Below are 22796 nucleotides of genomic sequence, written 5' to 3'. Positions count from 1 at the left end.
GAATGGTGGCATGCTCATGCTCACATTCAGGCGCTTACACCCTCCCCGCCCCCGCGGCATCCTGGTCGCCGTGGTGGCCATGCTGTGCGGACTGCTCGGCACCGCCCCCGTCGTCCACGCCGCGGCACCCCCGGGCGGCGCGCTCTCGACGGCCCACCGAACGGTCACCTGGCAGTCCCCGACGTACCCGAGCGGCTCGGTGCCCGACCCCAAGCACTGCCCGACCGCGGCCGCCGACCCGCAGGGCAAGGTCTGCGACCGCTTCGACCTCACCGTCGACGTCCCGCGCGGCTACTGGCAGGACAACCCCGACGGAGGCGTCCCGGTCTCCATCAGCTGGCCCGACCCGGCCATGGAGTTCGACCTCTACGTCTACGACGGCACCGGCCGGAAGGTCGCCGAGGACGCGTCGGGCGCCGACCCCGCCTCCGCCGTGATCCCGAACGCCTCGGGGACCTACCAGGTCCTGGTCGTGCCGTACAACGTCACCAACTCCTCCTACACCGCCACCGCCCTGCTGACCCAGCCCACCACGGTCGGCGACGCCACCGGCATCGCCCGCGACGGTGACGGCTACCTGATCCAGGCCGGCGCCGCCAAGGCCAGGGTCGACTTCAGCACCGAGGACACCTTCCGGCTGCAGTTCGCCCCGGACGGCACCTTCACCGCCCCGCCCGTCGGTGAGATGATCGCGACCGCCCCGCCGACCCTGAAGACCGTCCGGCAGAGCGACGAGGGGGCCTACTGGGCGATCAGCTCCGAGCACCTGACGCTGCGCGCCTACAAGCACCCGTTGCGCTTCGCGCTGTACGCCGAGGACGACGGCAAGCCCGTCTGGCAGGAGACCCGCGGCCTGACCTGGACCCAGACCGCGACGACCCAGACCCTGGCCCGCGGACCCCAGGAGCAGTTCTACGGCGCCGGCGAGCAGAACGGCTCCTTCTCGCACCGCGGTCGGACCGTCCACGCCGCCAACGACTACGACTGGAACGAGGGCGGCTTCAACAACTCCCAGCCCTTCTACCTCTCCTCGGCCGGTTACGGCGTCTTCCGGCACACCTACGCCCCCGGCACCTACACCTTCGACGACCCGGTCACCACGGCCGAACGCGAACGCCGCTTCGACGGCTACTACTTCTACGGCCCGGACCTGAAGAAGGTCATCGGCGCCTACACCGACCTGGTCGGCAAGCCCTTCATGCCGCCGGTCTACGGCCTGGAGCCCGGCGACTCCGACTGCTACCTGCACAACGCCAACCGCGGTGAACGGCACACCCTGGACGCCCTCGAGGTCGCCGACGGCTACACCGCCAACCAGGACCCGCTGGGCTGGATGCTGGTCAACGACGGCTACGGCTGCGGCTACGAGGACCTCCAGCAGACCGGCCAGGGCCTGCGCGGCCAGCACGCCCAGCTGGGCCTGTGGACCTCGACCGGCCTGCCCAACCAGAACGAGGAGGTCAAGGCCGGCGTCCGGGTGCGCAAACTCGACGTCGCCTGGGTCGGCCCCGGCTACAAGTTCGCCCTCGACGGCTGCCAGAAGGCGTACGACGGCATCCAGCGGAACAGCGACGCCCGCGGTTTCGTCTGGCTGCCGGTCTCCTGGGCCGGCGCCCAGCGCTGCGGCGTGCTGTGGAGCGGCGACCAGAAGGGCACCTACGACTACGTCCGCTGGCAGATCCCCACCTACGCCGGGGCGACCATGTCCGGCATCGCCTACAACACCGGGGACGTCGGTGGCATCTTCGGCGACGACCCCGAGGCGGCGACCCGGGACCTGGAGTGGAAGACCTTCATCCCGACCATCATGACCATGGACGGCTGGGCCGCCGGCGACAAGCAGCCCTGGCGCGCGGGCGAACCGTACGCCTCGATCAACCGGCGCTACCTGCAGCTGAAGGAGCGTCTGCTGCCCTACCTGTACACCCTCGCCGCCCAGGCCCACCAGAGCGGCGTCGGCGCGGTGCGGCCGCTGGTCCTGGAGTACCCGGACGACCCCAACACCTGGGGTGACGCGGCCAAGTACGAGTTCCTGAGCGGCAAGGACTTCCTGGTCGCCCCGGTCTACGACGACTCCGCCACCCGCAACGGCATCTACCTGCCCGAGGGCACCTGGGTGGACTACTGGACCGGCAGGACCTACCAGGGGCCGACCACGCTCAACGCCTACCAGGCGCCGCTCGACACCCTGCCGCTGTTCGTCCGGGCCGGCGCCGTCGTGCCGATGTGGCCCAAGGGCACGCTGTCCTGGCAGACCCGCGACACCGGCCGGCTCGACTACGACGTCTACGCCCAGGGCACGTCCTCCTACACCCTGTACGAGGACGACGGCACCACCCGAGGCCACGAGCAGGGCGCGTCCGCGACCCAGGACGTGAAGGTCCGCTCGGTGGGCGGGGGCCACGGCATGACCACCGTCGAGGTCGGGCCGAGCGTCGGCGACTACACCGGCAAACCGGCCGGCCGCGCCTACGGGTTCACCGTGCACACCGGCGCCGGCCCCGGCGCGGTGCTGCTCGACCACCGGCCGCTGGAGGGCCGTGACTCGCAGGCGGAGCTGGACTCGGCGGCCTCGGGCTGGTGGTACGACGAGGCCGCCGGCGTGGTGCACGTGAAGACGCCGCAGCGGTCCACCGGCAGCGCCTTCTCACTGCTCCTGGCGGGAGCGGGCTCCATCGAGGGCTGACCTCGGCCCAAGCCGCGGGGACGGGGGCCGCTGCCCCCGTCCCCGTTCGCACAAGTGCCCCTGGAGGATCACGTGTCCCGACGCTCACGGCCCGGGGCTACACTCCGTCCATGCTCAAAGCTGATCGCGCAGCCCGGATCCTGTCCCACATCGCGGAGGTGGGCAGCGCCGACGTGCACGCGCTCGCCGATCTGCTGGGAGTGTCGGGTGCGACGGTCCGTCGCGACCTCCAGGAACTGCACGACCAGGGGCTCCTGCACCGCACCCGCGGCGGTGCGGTGACCGGGGCCGTCAACCTCGAACTACCGCTGCGGCACCGCAGCGAGAAGCAGCAGGAGGAGAAGCGCCGGATCGCCCGCGTGGCCGCCGAGCTGGTGCCGGACGGCGCCGTGGTGGGCCTGACCGGCGGCACGACCGCCACCGAACTGGCCCGGGTACTGGGCGAGCGGGGCAAGGTCACCGTGGTCACCAACGCCGTGAACATCGCGGCCGAGCTGATCGTACGTCCGGAGATCCGCCTGGTGGTGATCGGCGGCATCGCCCGCTCGGCCAGCTACGAACTGGTCGGCCCGGCCGCGGACAGCATGCTCCAGCGCTACCACCTCGACCTCGCCTTCATCGGCGTGGACGGCCTGACGGTGCAGGAGGGCTGCACCACCCACGACGAGATGGAGGCCCAGACCGACCGCGCGTTCCTGGGCAGCAGCGCGCGGTCGGTCGTGCTGGCGGACCGCACCAAGATCGGCCGGGTCACCTTCGCCTCGATCTGCCCGCTCACCGAGGTCCACGACCTGGTGACGGACTCCGGGATCTCCGACGAGCAGGAGCGGGCCATCGCCGACACCGGCGTGCGGGTGCTCCGGGCCTGAGCGGCTGCCTCACCGTCCTGGCGTCGCGGCATCCCGGAGCCGGGCGGCCGCCGCCTCCGGGCTCACATCGGTGACGAAGGCGTCCAGCCCGGACTCCACGCCGGCCAGGTACTTGAGCTTGCCCGGGGCCCGCCGGACGGTGAACAGCTCCAGGTGCAGCGCCAGTTCACCACCGCCCTCGGCGGGAGCCTGGTGCCAGGCCGCGATGTACGGGGTCCGGTTGGGCGCCGCGCCGGGCGCGGCGGGGAACAGTGCGTCGAAGCGGCGCAGCAGGTCGAGGTAGAGGCCGGGGAACTCGGCGCGTTCGGCCTCGTCGAGCGCGGTGAGGTCGGCGACCCGGCGCTTGGGGTAGAGGTGGACCTCGTAGGGCCAGCGCGCGGCGAACGGTACGAAGGCGACCCAGTGTTCGCCCCGGAGGACCAGCCGCTCGGGGGAGCCCTGCTCGGTGGCGAGGAGGTCCTCGAAGAGGTTCCGTCCGGTGCGCGCCCGGTGCTCCTCGGCCCGGACGATCATCTTGGCGGTGCGCGGGGCGACGAAGGGGAACGCGTAGATCTGGCCGTGCGGGTGGCCCAGCGTGACCCCGATCTCCTCGCCCCGGTTCTCGAAGCAGTACACCTGCCGCACCCCGGGCAGGGCGGACAGCTCCGCCGTACGGTCGGTCCAGGCGTCCAGCACCAGCCGCGCCTTGGCCTCGTCCAGATCCGCGAAGGACGCGTCGTGGTCGGAGGTGAAGCAGACCACCTCGCAGCGGCCGGCCGCCGGCCGAACGGTGTGCAGCGGGTCCTCGTGGGCCGCCACGTGCTCGGCCGACCCCAGGGCGAGCGAGGGGAAGCGGTTCTCGAACACCGCCACCTCGTAGTCGGCCGCCGGGATCTCGCTGAGCCGCCCCTCCCGGGAGGGGCACAGCGGGCACTCGCCGGCGGGCGGGTGGTAGGTGCGCTGTTGGCGGTGGGCGGCCACCGTGACCCAGTCGCCGAGCACCGGGTCGAGCCGGATCTCGGAGAAGCTCATCGCGGGCTCCAGGGGGCGTTCGTCCCGGGCGTCGCGCACCGCTCCCGGCTCCCGGTCGTAGTAGACGAGCTCGCGGCCGTCGGCCAACTTGCTGGCGGTCTTGTGCACCGCTGTTCTCCTTCGTCTGTGACATCGGCCCGCCCGGTCAAACAGAATCAAACAGATACTACCGGTTGCCAACAAGGCCGGTCTACGGCCGACGACTCCCGGCCGGACCCTCTTGGGGCAGGTGGGCTTGGACATACGAATGTGTTGACCGCGAGACCCGATCATGTTTGATTATGTCGGAATTGGCATTCCTCTACCCCGCGCACTGGAGCTGAGCAGATGATCGACGAGGCCGCCACCACCTTCGAGGCCGTCCACGGCGGCCGACCGACCGGCATGTGGGCCGCTCCCGGCCGGGTGAACCTGATCGGCGAGCACACCGACTACAACGACGGCTTCGTCCTGCCCATCGCCCTTCCGCACACCACCCGGGTCACCGCCCGCCGCCGGGAGGACGGACGACTGCGGCTGTACAGCGCCCAGGGCGACGGCACCGTCACCGACCTGTCGCTGGACGGCCTGACCCCCGGCGTCGTCGCGAGCTGGGCCGGCTACCCGGCCGGCGTCTTCTGGGCCCTCGCCGAAGCGGGCCACCCGGTCGGCGGGGCCGACCTGTTCATCGACAGCGACGTGCCGGCCGGGGCCGGACTCTCCTCCTCCGCCGCCCTGGAGTGCGCGACGGCCGCGGCCCTGAACGACCTGTACGAGCTGGGCCTGACCGCACCCGAACTCGCCCTGCTCGCCCAGCGGGCCGAGAACGCCTTCGTCGGCGTGCCCTGCGGCGCGATGGACCAGATGGCCTCCGCCTGCTGCACGGACGGCGCCGCGCTGTTCCTCGACACCCGGACCCTGGAACAGCGGCACGTCCCGCTCGACCTCGCGGCGGCGGGTCTGCGGCTGCTGGTGATCGACACCCGGGTCAAGCACGACCTCGGCGACGGCGCCTACGCCGCCCTGCGGGCCGGCTGCGAGCGCGCCGCCGAGCTGCTCGGGCTGCCCGCGCTGCGCGACCTCGCCGTCGCCGACCTGGCCTCCGCGCTGGACCGGCTGCCCGGTGAACTCCGGCCGCTGGTGCGGCACGTGGTGACCGAGAACCGCCGCGTCCTGGAGACCGTCGAGCGGCTCGACCGCGGCGGGACCGCCGCGCTGGGCCCGATCCTGACGGCCGGGCACGCCTCGCTGCGCGACGACTTCCGGGTCTCCTGCGCCGAGACGGACCTCGCGGTGGAGGCCGCCGTCGCCGCCGGGGCCCTGGGGGCCCGGATGACCGGCGGCGGCTTCGGCGGGTCCGTCATCGCGCTGGTCGCGGCCGGGGACGTCACGGCGGTCTCGGACGCGGTGCGGTCCGCCTTCGGCTCGGCGGGCTTCGCCGCGCCGGTGGCGTTCACCGCCGTGCCCTCGGCGGGGGCGCGGCGGGTGGCTTAGGGCCTGGCCGGTGCCTCAGCCGTCCGCTCAGCCGGCGGCCGGGACGACGAGGAGCTCGCCGACCGCGTCGGCGAGCACCCCGCGGGCGGTCGCCGGGAGGGCGTCGTCGGTGACGAAGCAGTCGACCTCCTCCAGGGTCGCGAAGCTGCTGAGCCCGACGACGCCCCACTTGGTGTGGTCCGCGACCACGACCGTGCGGCGCGCCGAGGCGATCAGGGCCCGATTGGTCTGCGCCTCGGCCAGGTTGGGCGTGGTGAGGCCGGCTTGCTCGTGCACCCCGTGCACGCCCAGGATCAGCAGGTCCACATGGAGCGAGCGGATGGTCTGATCGGCCAGGGCGCCCACCAGGGCGGCCGAGCGGGTGGGCGACCCGCCGGTCAGTAGCAGCGACGGGACGGCCTCGCCGCGGTCGCGGCTCGCCGTCCAGAGCAGGTCGGCGATCGGCAGGGAGTTGGTCACGACCGTCAGTTGCGGGACCTCCAGCAGCCGGGCGGCGACCGCGTAGGTCGTGGTACCGGCGGACAGGGCCACCACGCTGCCCGGCTCCACCAGCTTGACGGCGGCGTCCGCGAGCGCGGCCTTGGTGGCCTCCTCCAGCCCGGACTTGGCGTCGAACCCCGGCTCGTACGTGCTCGCGGCCCCGGTCGCCATCGCCCCGCCGTGCACCTTCTGCACGGCGCCCTGGCGTGCCAGCGCGTCCAGGTCACGACGGATGGTCATGTCCGACACGCCGAACTGCTCGACCAGCTCCGCGACGCGCACGGCGCCGGCCCGGCGGATCGCCTCCAGGATCAGCGCCTGGCGCTGGGGGGCGAGCAACATCTGGTCAGCCACAAAGGCCCTTTCGGTCGAACGGGTGCCCGATTCGCTTCCGCGCTGTCCGGCAGACTAACCCTAAACGGCCCGGGAACGGCGTACGCACGACTGCCGCAGGTCAGCCGTACGGGGTGGAACCGCCGGGGCCGGGAGCCGGACCGCCGGTGCTGCGGGCGGGAGCAGCACCGGCGATCGGGCGGCCGGCCCCGGACGGCACGGCCCCTGAGGTCAGGCCGGCAGCCCGACCGCGCGTTCACGGTTGCGGCGCTGCTGGATGACGACGGCGGCGACCAGCAGGGAGCCCTGGGCGACGTTCTGCCAGAAGGCGTTGATGCCTTGGACGGTGAGGCCGTTCTGCAGCGCGCCGAGCAGTGCCACGGCGAGCAGGGTGCCGCCGATGCTGCCCTTGCCGCCCTTGAGGGCGCAGCCGCCGAGGGCGGCGGCGGTGATCGACTGGAGCTCCAGGCCCTCGCTGCCGGAGACGGGCTGGCCGCTGCCGGTGCGGGCGGTGAGGAGGACGCCGGCGAGGGCGGCGACGGTACCGGAGAGGGCGTAGGCGGCGATCAGGTACTTGTTCAGGTTGATGCCGGCCAGGCGGGCGGCGGTGTCGTTGCCGCCGATGGCGTAGATGTTGCGGCCGATGTCGGTGTAGGTGAGCAGGGCGTGGACGGCGGCCGCGGTGAGGATGAGCAGCCAGACCATGGTGGGCAGCCCGGCGATCTTGCCCCGGCTGAGGAAGACGAAGACCGGGTCACCCAGCACGTAGCCCTGGGCGCGGCCGTCCGAGACCAGCTGGGCGACGCCCTTGTAGGCGGCCAGCCCGGCGAGGGTGGCGATGGTCGGGTTGACCCGGCCGTAGATGATCACGGCTCCGTTGAGCAGGCCGATGCCGGCGCCGATGGCGAGCGCGGCCCCGATGCCGAGGAAGGGGCTGTTGCCGGTGGAGGTGAAGACCATGGCGCTGGTGACGGAGGCGAGTCCGGCCTGGGAGCCGACCGAGATGTCGAGGCCGCCGCAGATGATGACGACGGTCTGGACGACGGCCAGCAGGCCCGAGATGGTGGCGGCCTCGGCGATGACCTGGATGTTGTCCCAGCCCGCGAAGTTGGGGTTGAGCGTGCCGAAGAGGGCGACGACGGCGATGAGGGCGCCGATCAGGCTGAGGTTCTGCCCGCCGATCGCGGCGAGCAGGGCGCGCGGGCCGCCGGACCGGCCGGCCCCCGGCCGGGCTTCCGGCAGTTGGGCGCTGGGGGAGGTGGTGGCGGTCATCGGGTGTCCTTAGCGGTGTTCGGCCCGGTCGGTGCGTGAGCGGTGGTGCCGACGGTGGGGGCGGTGGCGAGGTCGGCCATGGCGAGGTCGTCGGCCATGGCGAGGGCGAGGACGGCCTCCTCGGTGGCCTGGTCGCGGCTGAGTTCGCCGGTGGTGCGGCCGTTCTGCATCACCACGATCCGGTCGGCGAGGCCGAGGACTTCCGGCAGTTCGGAGGAGATGACCAGGACGGCGGTGCCCTCGCGGGCGAGGTCGGCGATGATCTGGTAGATCTCGGCCTTGGCGCCGATGTCCACGCCGCGGGTCGGTTCGTCCAGGATCAGCAGGTCGGGTTTGCGGGCGAGCCAGCGGGCGAGGACGACCTTCTGCTGGTTGCCGCCGGACAGCGTGCGGACCTCCGCCTCGACGGAGGGGGCCCGGACCCGCAGCCGGTCGGCGTACTCCTGGGCGAGCGCCTTCTCCTGGCGCTGCCTGACGAACCGCCAGCGGCGCAGCCGGCCCAGGCTGACCAGGGAGGTGTTGTCGCGGATGGTGCGCTGCAGGAACAGGGCCTGGGCCTTGCGCTCCTCGGGGGCCAGGCCGATGCCGGCGGTGATGGCGGCGCGGGGGTCGCGCAGTCGCAGGACCTCGCCGTTGAGCGCGACGGTTCCGGAGCGGACGGGGGCGTCGCCGGCCAGGGCGAGGGCGAGTTCGGAGCGTCCGGCGCCGATCAGTCCGGCGAGGGCGACGACCTCCCCGGCGTGGACGCGCAGGCTGATGTCGCTGACGTCGTCGGTGGTGAGGCCCCGGACGTCCAGGACGACCCGGTCGGTGGTGACCTGCTGGCGCACGAAGAGGGCGGAGAGGTCCCGGCCGACCATGAGCTTCACCAGTGCGCTCTCGTTCGTGGTCGCGGCCCGGACCACCCCGGCGACCTGGCCGTCGCGCAGCACCGCGATGCCGTCGGCGAGTTGGAAGATCTCCTTCATCCGGTGCGAGACGTAGATGACGGCGATGCCCTCGTCGCGCAGCCTTCCGATCAGGGCGAACAGGGCCTCGACCTCGTGTTCGGAGAGGGAGGAGGTCGGCTCGTCGAAGGCGATCGCGCGCGGCGGGACGGCGCCGGTCAGGGCCCGCAGGATCTCGACCAACTGGCGTTGGGCGGCGGTGAGTTCGGAGCCGAGCAGATCGGGGTCGAGGACCTTGTCGAAGCCCAGGCGGTGCAGGTCGGCGGTGATCCGGCGGCGTAGTTCGGCGCGGTCGAGGCGGCGCATCCCGGTGCGGGGCAGCGAGCCGGCGTAGACGTTCTCGGCGACCGAGACATGGGGGATGATCTCGGGTTCCTGCGGGATGATCCGGATCCCGGCGCGCCGGGCGTCCTGCGGGGAGTGCAGGTCGAGGGCCTCGCCGTCCAGCAGGACCCGGCCCGCGGTGGGGCGGTGGTCGCCGGTGAGGATGCGCAACAGGGTGGACTTGCCGGCGCCGTTCTCGCCCATCAGGGCGGTGACCTGGCCGGGCGGGAAGGTGAGGGTGACGTCGCTCAGCGCCTGGACGGTGCCGAAGCGCTTGGACACCCCCTCGGCGCTCAGACCGGGCGAAGTGCCGGGCAGGGAACCGGGCGATGAGCCGGGTGCGGAGCCGGTGGAGCTGCCGGGGGGTGGGGCGGGGAGGGGTTCAGGTGCGGTCATCGGGGCCTCGTTGGCGGCGCGGGGGTACGGTCTTCGAAGGACGCGGGCCGGTGCGGCGGTTCGGAGTCGCCCGCCGCACCGGTGGCCGGACGCGGTGTCAGCTGCAGGACACGCCGGCGGACTGCCAGCTGGTGGCGTCGACCATCTTGGTGGGGGCGAAGGCCTCCTTCGGGAAGTCCTTGCCGTTCTTGAGCTTGTCGAACATGGTCTGCACCGCGAGGGCGCCGACGTCCTTGCCGTTGATGAACAGGGCGGCCTTCATGCCGGAGGGCTTGCCGGCGGCCCAGTCCTTGCACGCCAGGTAGGCGCCGAGGCCGACGCCGTCGATGTCGTTCGGGGCGACCCCGGCGTTCTGCAGGGCGGTGACGGCGCCCTGGACGTTCTCGTCGTTGCAGCCCCAGGTCACCCAGTGCTTGACGCCCGGGTTGGCGGTGATGGTGGCGGCGACCTTGTCCTGGGCGCCGGTAGGGGTGTTGTCGGTGGCGACGTCGATGGCCTGCACACCCGGCACGGCCTGGTCGAAGGCCTCCTTCGCGGCCTTCACGCGGTCGCCGCACACGGTGACGTCCTGCTTCCAGGCGGAGATGATCCGGGTGTCCGCCGGGTTCCAGCCGGCCTTCTTGAACTCCTCGGCGGCGCGCTGGCCGACCTGCTGGCCCATCTGCTGGCCGGAGAAGCCGATCCGCGGCACCAGGTCGGTGGCCGTGCACTGCGCCGGGGAGGGCCCGCCGGCGCAGACCTGGTCGTCGGAGGTGAGCAGCGCGGCCTTGGCGTCCCGGGCGGTCTGGACGACCTGGGGGCCCACCGCAGGGTCGGGCACCACGATGATCAGGCCGTTGCTCTTCTGCGCGATCGCGGACTGCACCTCGCTGACCGTCTTGTTGGCGTCGTTGCCGAGGTTGACGACCTTCAGGTCGGCGCCGAGTTCGGCCGCCTTGGCCTTCGCGCCCGCGGCCTCGTCCACGAAGTACTGCTGGTCCCCCTGCTTCTGCAGGTAGGTGATCGAGATCTTGCCGGACACCGGCGCCACCGAGGCGTCGCCGCCGGAGGACGTCTGTCCGGTGGAACACGCGGTCAGGCCGAGGACGGTGGCGAGGCCGAGTGCGGCGGTCTGGGCCAGGCGGCTACGGACGGAGGGGTGCATGGTGGGGGCTCCTGGGGGTGTTGGATCGGCCGACTAGAAGCAACACAACCGATCAAAAAACATCGCAATCAAACGCGATGGGGTACAAGGGAAACGCCCGGTTCATGCGTGCGTCAAGCGCTGGACGCTTCGCCCGCCGGATTCGAAACCGTCTCGTTATGCCCGTGCCCTGGATGTCTCGACGGTCCGTCACTCCGACCCTGGTCGAGTGTCAGGTCTGTTGGAAGTTGTTGACCGATGCTCCGTCAAGCCGCATGATTTGGCGCGATCGATCACAATTCCCCACCCTCACCCATCGTTGGAGACACCCATGGGCCTCCGATACTTATCACGAACATGCCAGGCCGTAGGTGCGATCCCGCTCCTGCTGCTCGGTTCGTCCACCGCCCACGCCGCCGCACCGGCCACCCCGGCCACCGTGTCCACCGCCATCACCGTCGACGGCACCAAGCCGGGCCTGACCTTCGACGGGGTCGGCGCCATCTCCGGGGGCGGCGGCAACTACGGCAACGGCGGCGCCAACCAGCGCCGGACCCTGCCGTAGCCGAACCGGGGTGTCATGCGGCTCACCCCCACGGGCCGCATGGCGCCCCGGCCGTACCCGACCCCGCACCCATGACCGGAGTTGATCCAATGAGCCGATCCCTTCGCGCGCTGCGCCGAGGGATCACCGCGAACCTGGCCCGCGACCCGGCCTTCGCCGAGGCCCGTCGGCGCGGTCGGCCGGTACGGCGTGGCACCATCCAGCCCGGAGCCGCCCGGCTGCTCGAAGTTGTCTGGTCAAGTTCGACCGGCGTTCTTCCGCCGGACAGCGCCGACCGGTACTTATGTCCCGCCCATGACGAACAGCCATGGGCACCCACCCTCACCAACGGGACGAGGTACCCCCTATGCGACTGCGCTGGAGCCCCCTCGGCGGGCTGATCGCCACCCTTCCCCTCGTCGGCGCGCTCGTCGTCGCCGCCCCCACCACCGCCGGTGCGGCGGGCGGCAGTGGCAACCTGATCGTCAACGGCGACGCGGAGGCCGGCGGCTACTGCACCAACGACTGGAGCGCCGCCAGCACCGTCCCCGGCTGGACGGTCCAGGCCGGCGGCGTCAACGTCATGTGCCACTCGGTGGGCTCCTTCGGCCTGCCGAGCGACGGCCGGACCCCCGGCAAGGCCTTCTTCGGCCCGGGCAACTTCGGGGACGGCGCGATGTCGCAGACCGTCGACGTCTCCTCCGCCGCCACCGCCATCGACGGCGGCGGAGTGCACTTCAACCTCTCCGGCTGGCTGGGCGGTTGGACCACCTACGGCGGCTACGTCGCGGTCAGCCTGCACTTCCAGGACGCGGGCGGCAGCCCGCTCGGCGCGACCGCCAAGCTGCCCACCGTCTCCGCCACCGACCGGGGCCTGAGCACCAAGTTCCTCTCCCGCAACGCCACCGGAGCCGTCCCGGCCGGCACCCGCTCGATCCAGGTCGAGGTGCAGTTCCTCTCCACCACGAGCGAGACCGGCTACCTGGACAACCTCTCGCTCACCCTCGACACCCCGGTCGCCGTGCCCGCGCCGCTGACCCCGCCCGCGTCCGCCGTGCCGGGCTACGACCACGTGTTCACGGTCATGATGGAGAACACCGACTACTCCCAGATCATGAACGACCCGGCGGACACGCCGTACATCCACAGCCTGATGTCCCAGGGCGCCACCCTCACCGACTCCCACGGCGTCTACCACCCCAGCGACGAGAACTACCTCGCCGTCGCCGGCGGCGACACCTACACCAAGGGCGCCACCTACTGGCCCAACATCAACTCCCCACAGCGCAACCTCGGCGACACCATCGAGGACGCCGGCAAGACCTGGAAGGCCTACGAGCAGGGCATGGGCACACCCTGCAACACCAACAAGAACTACGACAGCTACTACATGCCCGACGACGCGCCGTTCATCAACTACACCGACATCAGCGGCAATCCGGCCCGCTGCGCGGCGCACCTGTTCGACACCTCCCAGCTGACCACCGACCTGCAGTCCGCGGCCACCACGCCGAACTTCTCCTGGATCGCCGCCGACGACTACTACGACGGCGAGGCCTCCGGCAACGGCAGCGCCGCCAGTCTGAAGACCCAGGACGGCTGGCTGCAGCAGACCCTCGCCCCGGTGCTGTCCTCCCCGGCCTGGACCCAGCAGCGCTCGCTGCTCATCCTGACCTGGGACGAGAGCCAGAACGAGGGGTACAACCACCTCGCCACCATCGCGGTCGGTTCCCAGGGCACCGTCCCGGCCGGCACCAGCAGCCCGCTGCACTACGACCACTACGGCATCGGCCGCACCATCGAGTCCGCCCTCGGCCTGCCCGGGCTGACCGCCAACGACACGTACGCGACCCCGCTCAACGCCGCCTTCGCCCCCGCCACGTCCACCGGCCCGACGCTGACCGGCGACCTCAACGCGGTGGCCAACGGCGGCAACGTCACCCTCCGGTACACCCTGCCGGACGCCTCCCAGGCCGGCGCCAAGAACTGGGTCGGCATCTACCCGGCGGGCGTCACCCCCGGCTCCCGCTCCTCGCTGACCTGGTCCTACACGCCGAACCAGAGCGGCGCCGTCACCTTCTCCACCGGCAAGCTGAACGGCGCCGGCGGCTACGACGCCTACTTCCTGGCCAACGACGGCTACTCGGTGCTGGCCGGCCCGCTGCGGCTGACCGTCGGCTGACGCCGGCTCCCGGTGAATGATCGACAGCCCGTTGCGGTGGGGTCCCAGCGGACCCACGGCACCGGGCTGTCGTGCGCCCCGGGCTGCTCAGTGGTGAGCGGCCCCCGCGGGGCCAGCCCCCTGGCCGCGTACCGGTAGGTTTCCGATCATGGAGAGTCAGATACGGGGCCCCCGACCGCTGCACGCCCTTCTCGACCGCCTCGGCGCGGATGCTCCGGCTTCGGAACGCCCGCGCAAGGCGGTGGCCGGCGGGCTGGTCGTGGTGGCGGCGCTGTTGTTCGGGTGGATCCTGGTGCTCGGGTCGACCACCCGCGGGCAGGCCGAGGTCAGGAACTGGTCCACCGTGTGGATCGGGATGGACCTGCTCCAGTGCACCGGCCTGATCGCCACCGCGCTGCTGCTGGTCCGCCGCTCGCGCCTGGTCGCGCTGGCCGGGGCCGCCACCGCCACGCTGCTGCTGCTCGACGCCTGGTTCGACGTGATGACCGCGGAGGGCGGCGGCGACTGGTACGTGGCGCTGGCCATGGCCCTGCTGATCGAACTGCCCGCAGCAGTGGCCATGGCGGTGCTGGCCGGGCGCAGCATGGACTGGTGACGGCGCCCGACACGCCCCGGAGGAAGGCCCGTCCCGCGGAGTGTCGGCCCGTAGAGGCCTGATTCGGGGGCCGTCAGTCGATGAGGCCGAGCCGGCGGCCGCCCCGGTCGTGCAGCCGCCGGAAGAAGGCGAGCACCCCGGCGGAGCCACCGGCCCAGGTGGCGCTGGAGCGGGTGAGGCCGGTGTCCGGGAACACCGGACGGGACGGGGTGCCGCCGCTGCGGCTCAGGATGATCGCCGCGACGGTCTCGGCGGCGTCCCAGAACTCCTCCGACCCGGTCGCCCGGGCCACGTCCACCAGCAGCTCGCCGACCCCGGACAGCCCGCAGCACTGGGTGACCAGCGGCATCCGGGGCGCCAGCTCGGCGCAGCCGCGCGCGGCCCGCTGGGCCAGGGCGAGGTACCCGGGTTCCTCCAGGCGGTCGGCGGCCCGGACCAGCACCGACCCGATCCCGGCCAGGCCCCGGCACCAGGAGCCGTAACGTCGGGTCGCCCCCGGGTCGCCCGCCGTCGCGAGGATGCGCGGGGTGACGGCGGCGAGCCGGGCGCAGGCCTGCCGGGCCCGGCTGAGCGCATCGGGATCGCCGGTCGCGCTGCCGTATTCGAGCAGGTAGTACGCCACGCCCGCCGCGCCGTGGGCGAGTCCTTCGCGCAGGGCGGCGCTGCCGGGCGTGTAGGCGCCCTCCGGGGTCAGCCGGGCCGTGCCGGAGGCGAGCATCCGCTCGCACTCGGCGGCCACGGCGAGGTGCCGGTCGGCGAGTTCACGGTCGCCGGTCCCGGCGGCGTGCCGGGCGAGCAGCAGGCGGCCGATGCCGATTCCGGCGACGCCCTCGATCAGGTCTGCCTCCGGTGGTCCGCCGCCCGGGCCCGAGGTCGGCAGGGCGGGCGGGTTCGCCGCCGACTCGATGCGGGCTTCGGTGAGGAAGAGCTCGACGCCGGTCCGGCCGGAGTAGAAGCCCGGCGACAGTCTCCTGGACTGACTCGCCGTCCACCGCGCCAGCGCGTCGACGGCGTCGCGCACCTCGGGCCGGTGCGGGTGGTGGAGGAGCTCCAGACCGAGCCCCGAGCTGCCGCCGTAGACGTCGACCGGCGTCGGGATGCCGGCCCGGGCGGCGGCCGCGGGGTCGACGATCCGGTGGGCCTCCTCGACGCAGTACGCGGTCGTGTGCTCGACGATCTCCTCAAGCAGACCGTGGTCGAAGCGGAGCCGTACGGCCGCCCGGGACACCGCGGGCACCCCGGTGCGGAGCCGGTCGGCCCCGGCGGTTCGTACGGCCGGGTCGAAGCTCATCAACTCGCCGATCACCGCCTGGACTTGCCGGTGTTCGGCACCGGGCAGCGCCCACGCCAGTCCCGCCAGGGTGCGGTCCCGGTTGACGACCTCGTCGGCGTCGACGATCACCGGGTCCATGCCGGTGGCGGCGAAGCAGAGTGTGGCGCCCAGCGCGTAGTAGTCGTCGGCGGGCTCGGCCGCTTCCGGTGCGCGTCGAACCGGGTCGCTGTAGCCGGGCGTCGAGCCGTCCGGACCGACGCCGTGCAGTGCGCTGATCCCGAAGTCGATCAGATGGCAGCGCCCGGCGGAGTCGAGTACGACGTTGTCGGGCTTGAGATCCCGGACCACCACGCCCCGGCGATGGACGCCGTCCAGGACGCGCAGCAGCCGTGCGGCGAGATCCGGGAGCGTGCCGTCCCGGTACGGGCCGTTCTCCTGGACGTGCCGACGCAGGTCCCGGTTGCCGCAGCTGGTCATCACCAGGTACTCGTCCGAGCGCTGCCGGAAGTAGTCGAGCGCGTGGGGCACCGCGGCGACGCCGTCGAGCGCGGTCAGGACCGTCCGCTCGTTGCGCAGCCGGTTCCGGGTGTCCGCACCGGACTCGTCCTCGGCCACGAAGGCCCGGGCCTGCTTGACGACCACCGGCAGCCCGGTGGCCCGGTCGAGGGCGCGGTAGACGTTGCCCTGCGGTTTGCGCGAGATCCCGGCGGTGACGCGGTAGCGGCCGCCGTCGAACCCGGCGGAGGCGTGGGGTGCGGCGGTCCGGTGCTCGAAGGGGTCCTCGGCCCAGGGCGGGCAGCGGTAGGAGCCGCCGGCCAGGCCGTCGAAGACCCGGCCGTCCGGGCCGGTCATGATCGATTCGAGCCGCCCGCTCCGACCGGTCCGGTAGTCGCCGGTGAAGGGCCCGTAGCGGTAGTAGACGGGGGAGTGCGGATCGACCCGCCGGTCGCTGACGATCTGCGGGCCCTCCCGGCCGCGCAACACGGCGACGAGTTCCTCGGCGAGCGCGACCAGGGCGCCGGGCGCCGGGTAGACCGTGATCGCCTTTCCGACGGAACCGGCGCTCGACACACCGGAGTTGACCGCCCGCAGGGTCTCCGGATCCCTGGCCCACTTCGCGTGGCAGACGTGCCGCGCCAGCACCGGCAGGACGAGGCCGAGCACGGCGTCGAGCCCGCCCGGGCGTGCCGAGACGTGCAGCTTCCAGCCGTGTTCCATCGCCGGCATCCGCGGATCATTCAGGTACGACCAGGTGTCGTCGGACCATCCGCTGCGGCCGGCGATGGAACCGGTCACCGTCAGGAGTTGAAGTCGCAGGCGAAGCGGGTGGTGGCGGTCACCCACGGGTCGGCCAGGCAGGCCGTGGCCTCGTGGTCGCCGCGGTCGTCGTCCTCGAACACGATGGCCTCGTCATCGACCACCAGTGGGCCTGCGTCGCGGATCTCGTCGATCAGGGTTACGGGCATGTGGCGCCTCCAGGTCTGGTCGTTCCTTTGGCGATGGCGATGGCGATGGCGACGGCGCGGATTGCGGTCGCGGCGAACCGGCGGGCCCGATCGGGCCGGGTTCCTGATCCACGAAGGTAGGGAGGAACGATGGGCCTGGCAAGGGGTCAGGGCACATCAACTCCACTTGCCGGACGCATCCGTGGAGGAATCGTGGACGAGCCTTCGGCGGTCGGCCGCCGCCGGGTCAGGAGCTGACGCCGACGGCGTGCCGGAAGCTCGTCGGGTCGGTGACCAGGTCCAGCATGGCCCGTGCGACATCGGCGCGCGGGACGGTGCCCCCGGCCGGTCCGGACTCGACGGCGTGCCGGTAGCGGCCCCGGCCGGGCCGGTCGGTCAGCCGCGGGGGTCGGACGGCCGTCCAGTCCAGGTCGCTCTCCCGCAGCACGCGCTCCATCGCCTCCAGGTCGGTGTACACGTCCCGGAGCACCGCCCAGAGCAGCGGGCCGAAGGCCTTCGCGGAGAGGAAGGGCTGCCCGGCCCCGGAGCGGTTGAGCGGTGCGGCGCTGACCACGAGGATGCGGCGCACCCCGGCCCTCGCCATGGCGGTGGCCGCCGCGCGGGCGGAGTTCGAGGCGGGCTTGAGGGGGTCGGTCCGGCCGGCCTGGCCGATGCCGGAGAGGACGGCGTCGGCGCCCTCGATCACCGGCTGCAGCGAGGCGGGGTCGAGGGCGTCGGCCCTGACCACGGACAGGCGGTCGTGGTGGACGGGCAGCCGGGCCGGGTCGCGGACGGCGGCCGTGACCTGGTGCCCGTCGGCGAGGGCAAGGGTGACCAGGTGGCGCCCGATGCCGCCGGTGGCGCCCAGAACGGCGAGTTTCATGACCCCTCCCAGGGGGTGGGTGAGTGCTCACTTCCTTCTCGTCCCGATGGTGAGTGAGTGTTCACCCACCTGTCAAGGTAGGCTGGTGCCCATGACGAACGAGGGGACGCGTGAGGGAGTCGAGCCGCTGACCGGGGCGGCGCTGACCAGGGCCCGGGTGCTGGACGCCGCCGCCCGGCTGATCGGCACGGTGGGGCTGGTCCGGGCCACCACGAAGCAGATCGCCCGGGAGGCGGGCTGCTCGGAGGCGGCGCTGTACAAGCACTTCCGGGACAAGGAGGAGATCTTCGTCCGGGTCCTGCGCGAACGCGCCCCGCGCCTGGCCGCCGCCGTCGCCGAACTGCCCGAGCGGGCCGGGCAGGGCACGGTGCGCGAGCACCTGGAGGCGGTGGTCGTGGTCGCCGTGCCGTTCTACCGGCAGTCGTTCCCGATGGCCGGCGGGCTGCTCGCCAGCCCCGAGCTGCTCGCCGCCCACCGCCGCAAGCTCGACAAGGCCGGTCCGCACCACGTCAGTTCACATCTGGCCGACTACCTGCGCGCCGAACAGCAGCTGGGGCGGGTCGCCGCCGACGTCGACCCGGACGCCGCCGCGATGCTGCTGATCGGCGCCTGCTTCCACCGCGCCTTCCTGGAGGTCTTCTACGCCGGCGAGGGCCCGGCCGAGGCCTTCCGCCCCGCCGCCCTGGACGAGTTCGCGCACGCGACGGTCCGGGCTCTGCTCGGCGCCATCCAGGCCCCGGAGGCCTGAGCCGGCGGGCGGGGCCCGGCCGTCAGCGCTCGGGCGCGAGGTAGCGGCGCCCCGGTATCTGCTCGAAGATCAGGTTGGTCCGGGTCTGGGCGACCGCCGGGTGGGTGGTGAGGTGGTCGACCACGAAGTCGCGCAGCGCCTCGGGGCTCGCGACGCCGACGTGGAGCAGGTAGTCGTCCGAGCCGGCCATGTGGAAGACCGCCAGGACGCCGGGAAGGTCCGGGGCGGTGCCGCGGAAGCTCTCGTTCTGCTCCCGGGTGTGGGCGCGCAGCCGCACCGAGATCATCGCCTGCAGCGGCAGCCCGATCGCGGCGGGGTCGAGCTCGGCGCGGAAGCCGCGGATGGTGCCGCGCTCCTGGAGGGCGCGGACGCGGGTCAGGCAGGTGGACGGGGCGATGCCGACGGCCGCCGCCAGGGCGTTGTTCGGGAGACGGGCGTTGTCGGCCAGAGCGCGGATGATCGCCCGGTCCACCTCGTCGAGAGGCGCTCGCCGGGCCTGCGGATTGTTCGGCATGCCTGCCAGAATTCCAGCCCGTCCCGCAGATCCGCAAACCCGATCGGGCCTGAACCGAATGTTCTTCGGAGGAGCTTCCCCGGAGCCCGCGAAAGTTCCATCCTTGCCGCTGGCGACGAACGCACGTCGCCGTCCGCAGCAACTTTCGGAGCGCCCCGCCCATGAGCCCGACCGCGTCCGCCACCTTCGCGCCGACCGCAGCCCCGACCGCCGTCGACCCCGGCCCGGAGCTGGACGGCCGCGACTTCGCGCTTCCCGCGGACGGCCTGGACGACGCCCGGCGGCTGCGCGCGCTCGACGCCGTCGACGAGTACCTGACCCGCAAGCGCAAGCACCTGGTCGGCTACCAGGCCACCCAGGACATGCAGGGCACCGCGCTGGACCTCGCCCGGTTCCTGCCGAACAACATCAACAACCTCGGCGACCCGTTCCAGAGCGGCGGCTACAAGCCCAACACCAAGGTCGTCGAGCGGGCCGTCCTCGACTACTACGCCAAGCTCTGGCACGCCGAGCGCCCGCACGACCCGGCCGACCCGGAGTCCTACTGGGGCTACATGCTGTCCATGGGCTCGACCGAGGGCAACATGTACGCCCTCTGGAACGCCCGCGACTACCTGAGCGGCAAGGCGCTGATCCAGCCGCCGACCGCCCCCTTCGACGCGCTGCGCTACGTCAAGGCCGCGCCCGACCGGCGGAACCCGAACGCCCACCACCCGGTCGCGTTCTACTCCGAGGACACCCACTACTCCTTCGCCAAGGCCGTCCGGGTCCTGGGCGTGGAGACCTTCCACGCCGTGGGCCTGGAGAAGTACGCCGACGAGTGCCCGCTGGTCGACCCGGTGACGGGCCTGCGCAGCTGGCCCACCGAGGTCCCGTCCCGCCCGGGCCCGTCCGGACTCCCCTGGGACGGCACCGGCGAGATAGACGTCGACGCCCTCGCCGTGCTGGTCGAGTTCTTCGCCGCCAAGGGCCACCCGATCTTCGTCAACCTCAACCTCGGCAGCACCTTCAAGGGCGCCCACGACAACGTCCGCGAGGTCTGCGAGCGGCTGCTGCCGCTCTTCGAGCGGTACGGCCTGGTCCAGCGCGAGGTGGTCTACGGCACCGACCCGCAGACCGGGGAGCCGCTGGTGGACCTTCGCCGCGGCTTCTGGATCCACGTGGACGGCGCGCTCGGCGCCGGCTACGCGCCGTTCCTGCGGCTGGCCGCCCAGGAGCCGGGGGAGTACGGCTGGACCCCCGAGGTGGAACTGCCCGAGTTCGACTTCGGCCTGCGGCTGCCCACCGCCGAGCACGGCGAGGTCGACATGGTCTCCTCGATCGCCATGAGCGGCCACAAGTGGGCCGGCGCGCCGTGGCCGTGCGGCATCTACATGACCAAAGTGAAGTACCAGATCTCGCCGCCGTCCCAGCCGGACTACATCGGCGCGCCGGACACCACCTTCGCCGGCTCCCGCAACGGCTTCTCGCCGCTGATCCTCTGGGACCACCTGTCCCGCTACTCCTACCGGGACCAGGTGGACCGGATCCGCGAGGCCCAGGAGCTCGCCGCCTACCTGGAGCGCCGACTGACCGCCATGGAGCAGGAGCTCGGCGTCGAGCTCTGGCCGGCCCGCACCCCGGGCGCCGTCACGGTACGGTTCCGCAAGCCGAGCCCCGAGCTGGTGGCCAAGTGGTCGCTGTCCTCCCAGGACGTGCTGATGGTCCCGGGCGACGAGGCCACCCGGCGCAGCTACGTCCACGTCTTCGTGATGCCCTCGGTCGACCGGGCCAAGCTGGACGCGCTGCTCGCCGAACTCGCCGAGGACCCGGCGATCCTGGGCCGGTGAGCGGCTGCTGAGGGCCCCCGGCCGACGGCCGGGGGCCCCTCGGCGCTCAGAGGTTGGTGAGCTGCTCGCCCTTGGCGTCCTGGAGGACGTGGTCGACGCAGACCGCGAGGATGACCAGGAGCAGTGCCTCCTGCTCGTTGAGCACGTCCACGGCGTAGGCGTCGCGGACGGTGAACCAGCGCCGCGATATGTGCGCCAGGGTGGTGCCCTCGTGCTGGATGTCGAACTCGCGGTCCCAGAGGTTCCCGCTGACCTTCAGCCGCCGGCCGTCCTGGAGGCGGACCTTGAAGCGGTCGCCGAAGAGCGTGAACATCTTCTTGCTGATCTTGGCGGTCAGGGCGCCGTCCTGCTTGATCAGCAGGGTGTGGTGGATCGTGAAGGCCTTGCGGACGATGCTCGCGACGTGCTCGCCGCGGGTGTCGACCAGGGCGAAGGTGCGGCGCAGCCGGAGGAACTTCCGGTTGACGCGGTAGAGCTTCTCCCGGTGCTCCGTCTCGATCCAGGCCTCCTCATGGAAGGCGAACATGCGGTCGCGGACCAGGTAACGCACAGCGGTTCCCCCGTGGTAGATCGTCTCCGCCGGCCCTGTGGCCCGGCGCGGCCCAGAGCGTAGCGGCTGGTCAGCGCGGGGGAGGGGTAGGGGGTGGTGCTTTTACCGGTCTGCGACATTCCCCCTACACCACCGTGACGTCGGGCCTAGGCGATGCCCTGCCCGTCGATGTCCGCCCCCCACTCGTCCTCCCCGACGGCGCCCACACAGTAGCCGCCGCCCTGCACGGTGCCGCCGGCCGCCTGGCACTGCTCGGCGGTGACGTCGTACGGGAGTGCCCAGGCGGGGGCGGAACCGGCGAGGACGAGGACGGCGGTGGTGAGCGGGACGGCCAGACGGGCCAGCGATGAAGTGATCATGCGTCTTACGGCAGCATGCGGCAGCGACGGCGGCGAGTCGGGCGCGTCCATTCGCAGGTCGTGCGGGCGGTTCTGCGGCGCAACGGGGGAGCGGCACCGAACAGGGCCGCCGTGTCACCGGGGCCCGGCCACCTCCGGGGGCCAGGCGCCCGGGGTGAGGACGCCGAGGGCGTAGGCGCGGGCCACCAGGGCGGTGCGGTTGGGCAGTTGCCAGCGACGGGTGAGGCGGGCCAGGTGGTAGTTGACGCCGTCCGCGGTGAGGCCGATCTCCTTGGCGATCCGGGCGGTGGTGGCGCCCCGGGCGGCCGCGGCGAGGATACGGGCCTCGATCGGGCTGGCCACGGCGCTCGGGTTCGCCGACGGCGGTGCGGGGCGGGCGGCGGTTTCGTCGAGGGCGCGCAGCGAGAGCAGCAGGTTCGGGGTCTGTTCGGGGGTGTCGCTGACCAGGTCGACGGTCATCTCGCCGTGGCGCTCGCCGCCGCTGGAGGGCGTCCAGGACACTCGGGCCGGGTACTGCGAGCGGCGGTGCAGCCGGACGGCCTCGGTGAGTGCCTGCAGGGTGGCGCTGTCCCGCGGGGTGAAGAAGTCCAGGATCCGTCGGTTGCGCAACTGCCCCGGCAGCAGGCCGAATTCGGCCGCCATCGCGCGGTTGACGATCAGGATCCCGCCGCCGAACCTCACCACGGCGATGGGCAGCGGCACATGGTCCAGCAGACGCAGCGCCCGGTTGCGCCAGATCACCGCGGCGTCCAGCCGGGTGCCGGGCGCCGGACCGCAGCCGTCGGTCGGTCGCATGCTCCGCTCTCCTCCCGCGGCAGCCGGCCCGCATCAGATCTGACGGGTCGTGGGCAAGTCTCCGGATGCCGCTGGCACTACACAATCATGTAGTGATCGTTGCCATGCGGGTGTCCCGGGGGCGCAGAGTGGAGGAGTCGAGAACTTTCCTGCCTGGGAGGGACC

The 22796-nt window shown here is 72.4% G+C and carries 20 protein-coding genes; 8 read left to right on the top strand and 12 right to left on the bottom strand.

Annotated features, from left to right (window positions below):
- Window positions 1-79 precede the first annotated feature (79 nt).
- Together ABZW30_RS32205 and ABZW30_RS32200 are read left to right on the top strand one after the other, a co-directional pair.
- On the top strand, window positions 80-2686 hold the full coding sequence (locus ABZW30_RS32205; protein ID WP_355674773.1) for a TIM-barrel domain-containing protein: 2607 nt from the start codon (window positions 80-82) through the stop codon (window positions 2684-2686).
- Between the two features lie 110 nt (window positions 2687-2796).
- Window positions 2797-3555, top strand: a complete 759-nt coding sequence (locus ABZW30_RS32200) for a DeoR/GlpR family DNA-binding transcription regulator (RefSeq protein ID WP_355674750.1) — start codon at window positions 2797-2799, stop codon at window positions 3553-3555.
- A gap of 9 nt (window positions 3556-3564) precedes the next feature.
- On the opposite strand, the gene galT is transcribed toward ABZW30_RS32200, so the two are convergent.
- Window positions 3565-4674: a galactose-1-phosphate uridylyltransferase gene (galT, locus tag ABZW30_RS32195; RefSeq protein ID WP_355674749.1), complete on the bottom strand. Its 1110-nt coding sequence runs from the start codon at window positions 4672-4674 to the stop codon at window positions 3565-3567.
- Between the two features lie 219 nt (window positions 4675-4893).
- Between galT and galK the strand changes: the two genes are divergently transcribed.
- Window positions 4894-6039 (top strand): galactokinase, encoded by a 1146-nt coding sequence (gene galK, locus ABZW30_RS32190; protein WP_355674748.1) that lies wholly within the window; start codon window positions 4894-4896, stop codon window positions 6037-6039.
- 27 nt (window positions 6040-6066) lie between these two features.
- On the opposite strand, the gene ABZW30_RS32185 is transcribed toward galK, so the two are convergent.
- The 4 genes from ABZW30_RS32185 to ABZW30_RS32170 form a co-directional block, all read right to left on the bottom strand.
- Window positions 6067-6861 carry a DeoR/GlpR family DNA-binding transcription regulator gene (locus tag ABZW30_RS32185; protein WP_355674772.1) on the bottom strand — a complete coding sequence of 265 codons (795 nt, stop codon included), beginning with the start codon at window positions 6859-6861 and terminating at the stop codon, window positions 6067-6069.
- Window positions 6862-7083: 222 nt separating this feature from the next.
- On the bottom strand, window positions 7084-8124 hold the full coding sequence (locus ABZW30_RS32180) for an ABC transporter permease (RefSeq protein WP_355674747.1): 1041 nt from the start codon (window positions 8122-8124) through the stop codon (window positions 7084-7086).
- Window positions 8121-9791, bottom strand: a complete 1671-nt coding sequence (locus tag ABZW30_RS32175) for a sugar ABC transporter ATP-binding protein (protein ID WP_355674746.1) — start codon at window positions 9789-9791, stop codon at window positions 8121-8123. Before ABZW30_RS32175 ends, ABZW30_RS32180 begins: the two co-directional genes overlap by 4 nt.
- 97 nt (window positions 9792-9888) lie before the next feature.
- Window positions 9889-10935: a substrate-binding domain-containing protein gene (locus tag ABZW30_RS32170; protein WP_355674745.1), complete on the bottom strand. Its 1047-nt coding sequence runs from the start codon at window positions 10933-10935 to the stop codon at window positions 9889-9891.
- Between the two features lie 310 nt (window positions 10936-11245).
- Here ABZW30_RS32170 and ABZW30_RS32165 point away from each other — a divergent pair, with 310 nt between their 5' ends.
- The 3 genes from ABZW30_RS32165 to ABZW30_RS32155 all read left to right on the top strand — a co-directional run bounded on the left by ABZW30_RS32165 (window position 11246) and on the right by ABZW30_RS32155 (window position 14235).
- Complete coding sequence (locus ABZW30_RS32165; RefSeq protein WP_355674744.1) at window positions 11246-11479, top strand: hypothetical protein; 234 nt, start codon at window positions 11246-11248, stop codon at window positions 11477-11479.
- 346 nt (window positions 11480-11825) lie between these two features.
- Entirely contained in the window at window positions 11826-13640 is a 1815-nt protein-coding gene (locus ABZW30_RS32160) for an alkaline phosphatase family protein (RefSeq protein WP_355674743.1), read from the top strand.
- A 148-nt stretch (window positions 13641-13788) separates the two neighbouring features.
- Window positions 13789-14235, top strand: coding sequence for a hypothetical protein (locus ABZW30_RS32155; RefSeq protein ID WP_355674742.1), 447 nt, complete (start codon window positions 13789-13791; stop codon window positions 14233-14235).
- Window positions 14236-14308: 73 nt separating this feature from the next.
- Here the strand turns inward: ABZW30_RS32155 and lanL are convergent, their stop codons facing one another.
- The 3 genes from lanL to ABZW30_RS32140 form a co-directional block, all read right to left on the bottom strand.
- A complete protein-coding gene (gene lanL / locus ABZW30_RS32150) occupies window positions 14309-16804 on the bottom strand; it encodes a class IV lanthionine synthetase LanL (RefSeq protein ID WP_355674741.1) in 2496 nt (831 codons plus the stop codon).
- 2 nt (window positions 16805-16806) lie between these two features.
- Window positions 16807-16974: an SflA family class IV lanthipeptide gene (locus ABZW30_RS32145; RefSeq protein ID WP_355674740.1), complete on the bottom strand. Its 168-nt coding sequence runs from the start codon at window positions 16972-16974 to the stop codon at window positions 16807-16809.
- 226 nt (window positions 16975-17200) lie between these two features.
- On the bottom strand, window positions 17201-17836 hold the full coding sequence (locus tag ABZW30_RS32140; RefSeq protein ID WP_355674739.1) for an SDR family oxidoreductase: 636 nt from the start codon (window positions 17834-17836) through the stop codon (window positions 17201-17203).
- A 91-nt stretch (window positions 17837-17927) separates the two neighbouring features.
- Here ABZW30_RS32140 and ABZW30_RS32135 point away from each other — a divergent pair, with 91 nt between their 5' ends.
- The gene (locus ABZW30_RS32135) at window positions 17928-18584 is read left to right on the top strand and encodes a helix-turn-helix domain-containing protein (protein WP_355674738.1); all 657 of its coding nucleotides are present in this window, start codon (window positions 17928-17930) and stop codon (window positions 18582-18584) included.
- 22 nt (window positions 18585-18606) lie between these two features.
- Here ABZW30_RS32135 and ABZW30_RS32130 read toward each other — a convergent pair whose 3' ends face one another.
- A complete protein-coding gene (locus tag ABZW30_RS32130) occupies window positions 18607-19098 on the bottom strand; it encodes an Lrp/AsnC family transcriptional regulator (RefSeq protein WP_355674737.1) in 492 nt (163 codons plus the stop codon).
- Between the two features lie 161 nt (window positions 19099-19259).
- On the opposite strand from ABZW30_RS32130, the gene ABZW30_RS32125 reads away from it, so the two are divergent.
- Complete coding sequence (locus ABZW30_RS32125) at window positions 19260-20927, top strand: histidine decarboxylase (protein ID WP_355674736.1); 1668 nt, start codon at window positions 19260-19262, stop codon at window positions 20925-20927.
- 46 nt (window positions 20928-20973) lie between these two features.
- Here the strand turns inward: ABZW30_RS32125 and ABZW30_RS32120 are convergent, their stop codons facing one another.
- From ABZW30_RS32120 to ABZW30_RS32110, 3 genes are all read right to left on the bottom strand, one after another.
- The gene (locus tag ABZW30_RS32120) at window positions 20974-21477 is read right to left on the bottom strand and encodes an LURP-one-related family protein (protein WP_355674735.1); all 504 of its coding nucleotides are present in this window, start codon (window positions 21475-21477) and stop codon (window positions 20974-20976) included.
- 146 nt (window positions 21478-21623) lie between these two features.
- Window positions 21624-21836, bottom strand: coding sequence for a hypothetical protein (locus ABZW30_RS32115; protein ID WP_355674734.1), 213 nt, complete (start codon window positions 21834-21836; stop codon window positions 21624-21626).
- A 114-nt stretch (window positions 21837-21950) separates the two neighbouring features.
- The gene (locus ABZW30_RS32110; protein ID WP_355674733.1) at window positions 21951-22631 is read right to left on the bottom strand and encodes a PAS domain-containing protein; all 681 of its coding nucleotides are present in this window, start codon (window positions 22629-22631) and stop codon (window positions 21951-21953) included.
- Window positions 22632-22796 lie beyond the last annotated feature (165 nt).

Origin of the sequence: Kitasatospora sp. NPDC004669 (assembly GCF_040609455.1) — a bacterium.
Taxonomy (GTDB): Bacteria; Actinomycetota; Actinomycetes; order Streptomycetales; family Streptomycetaceae; genus Kitasatospora.
The sequence above is the reverse complement of the archived record's forward strand: the minus strand, read 5'-3'. Positions and strand labels throughout refer to the sequence as shown.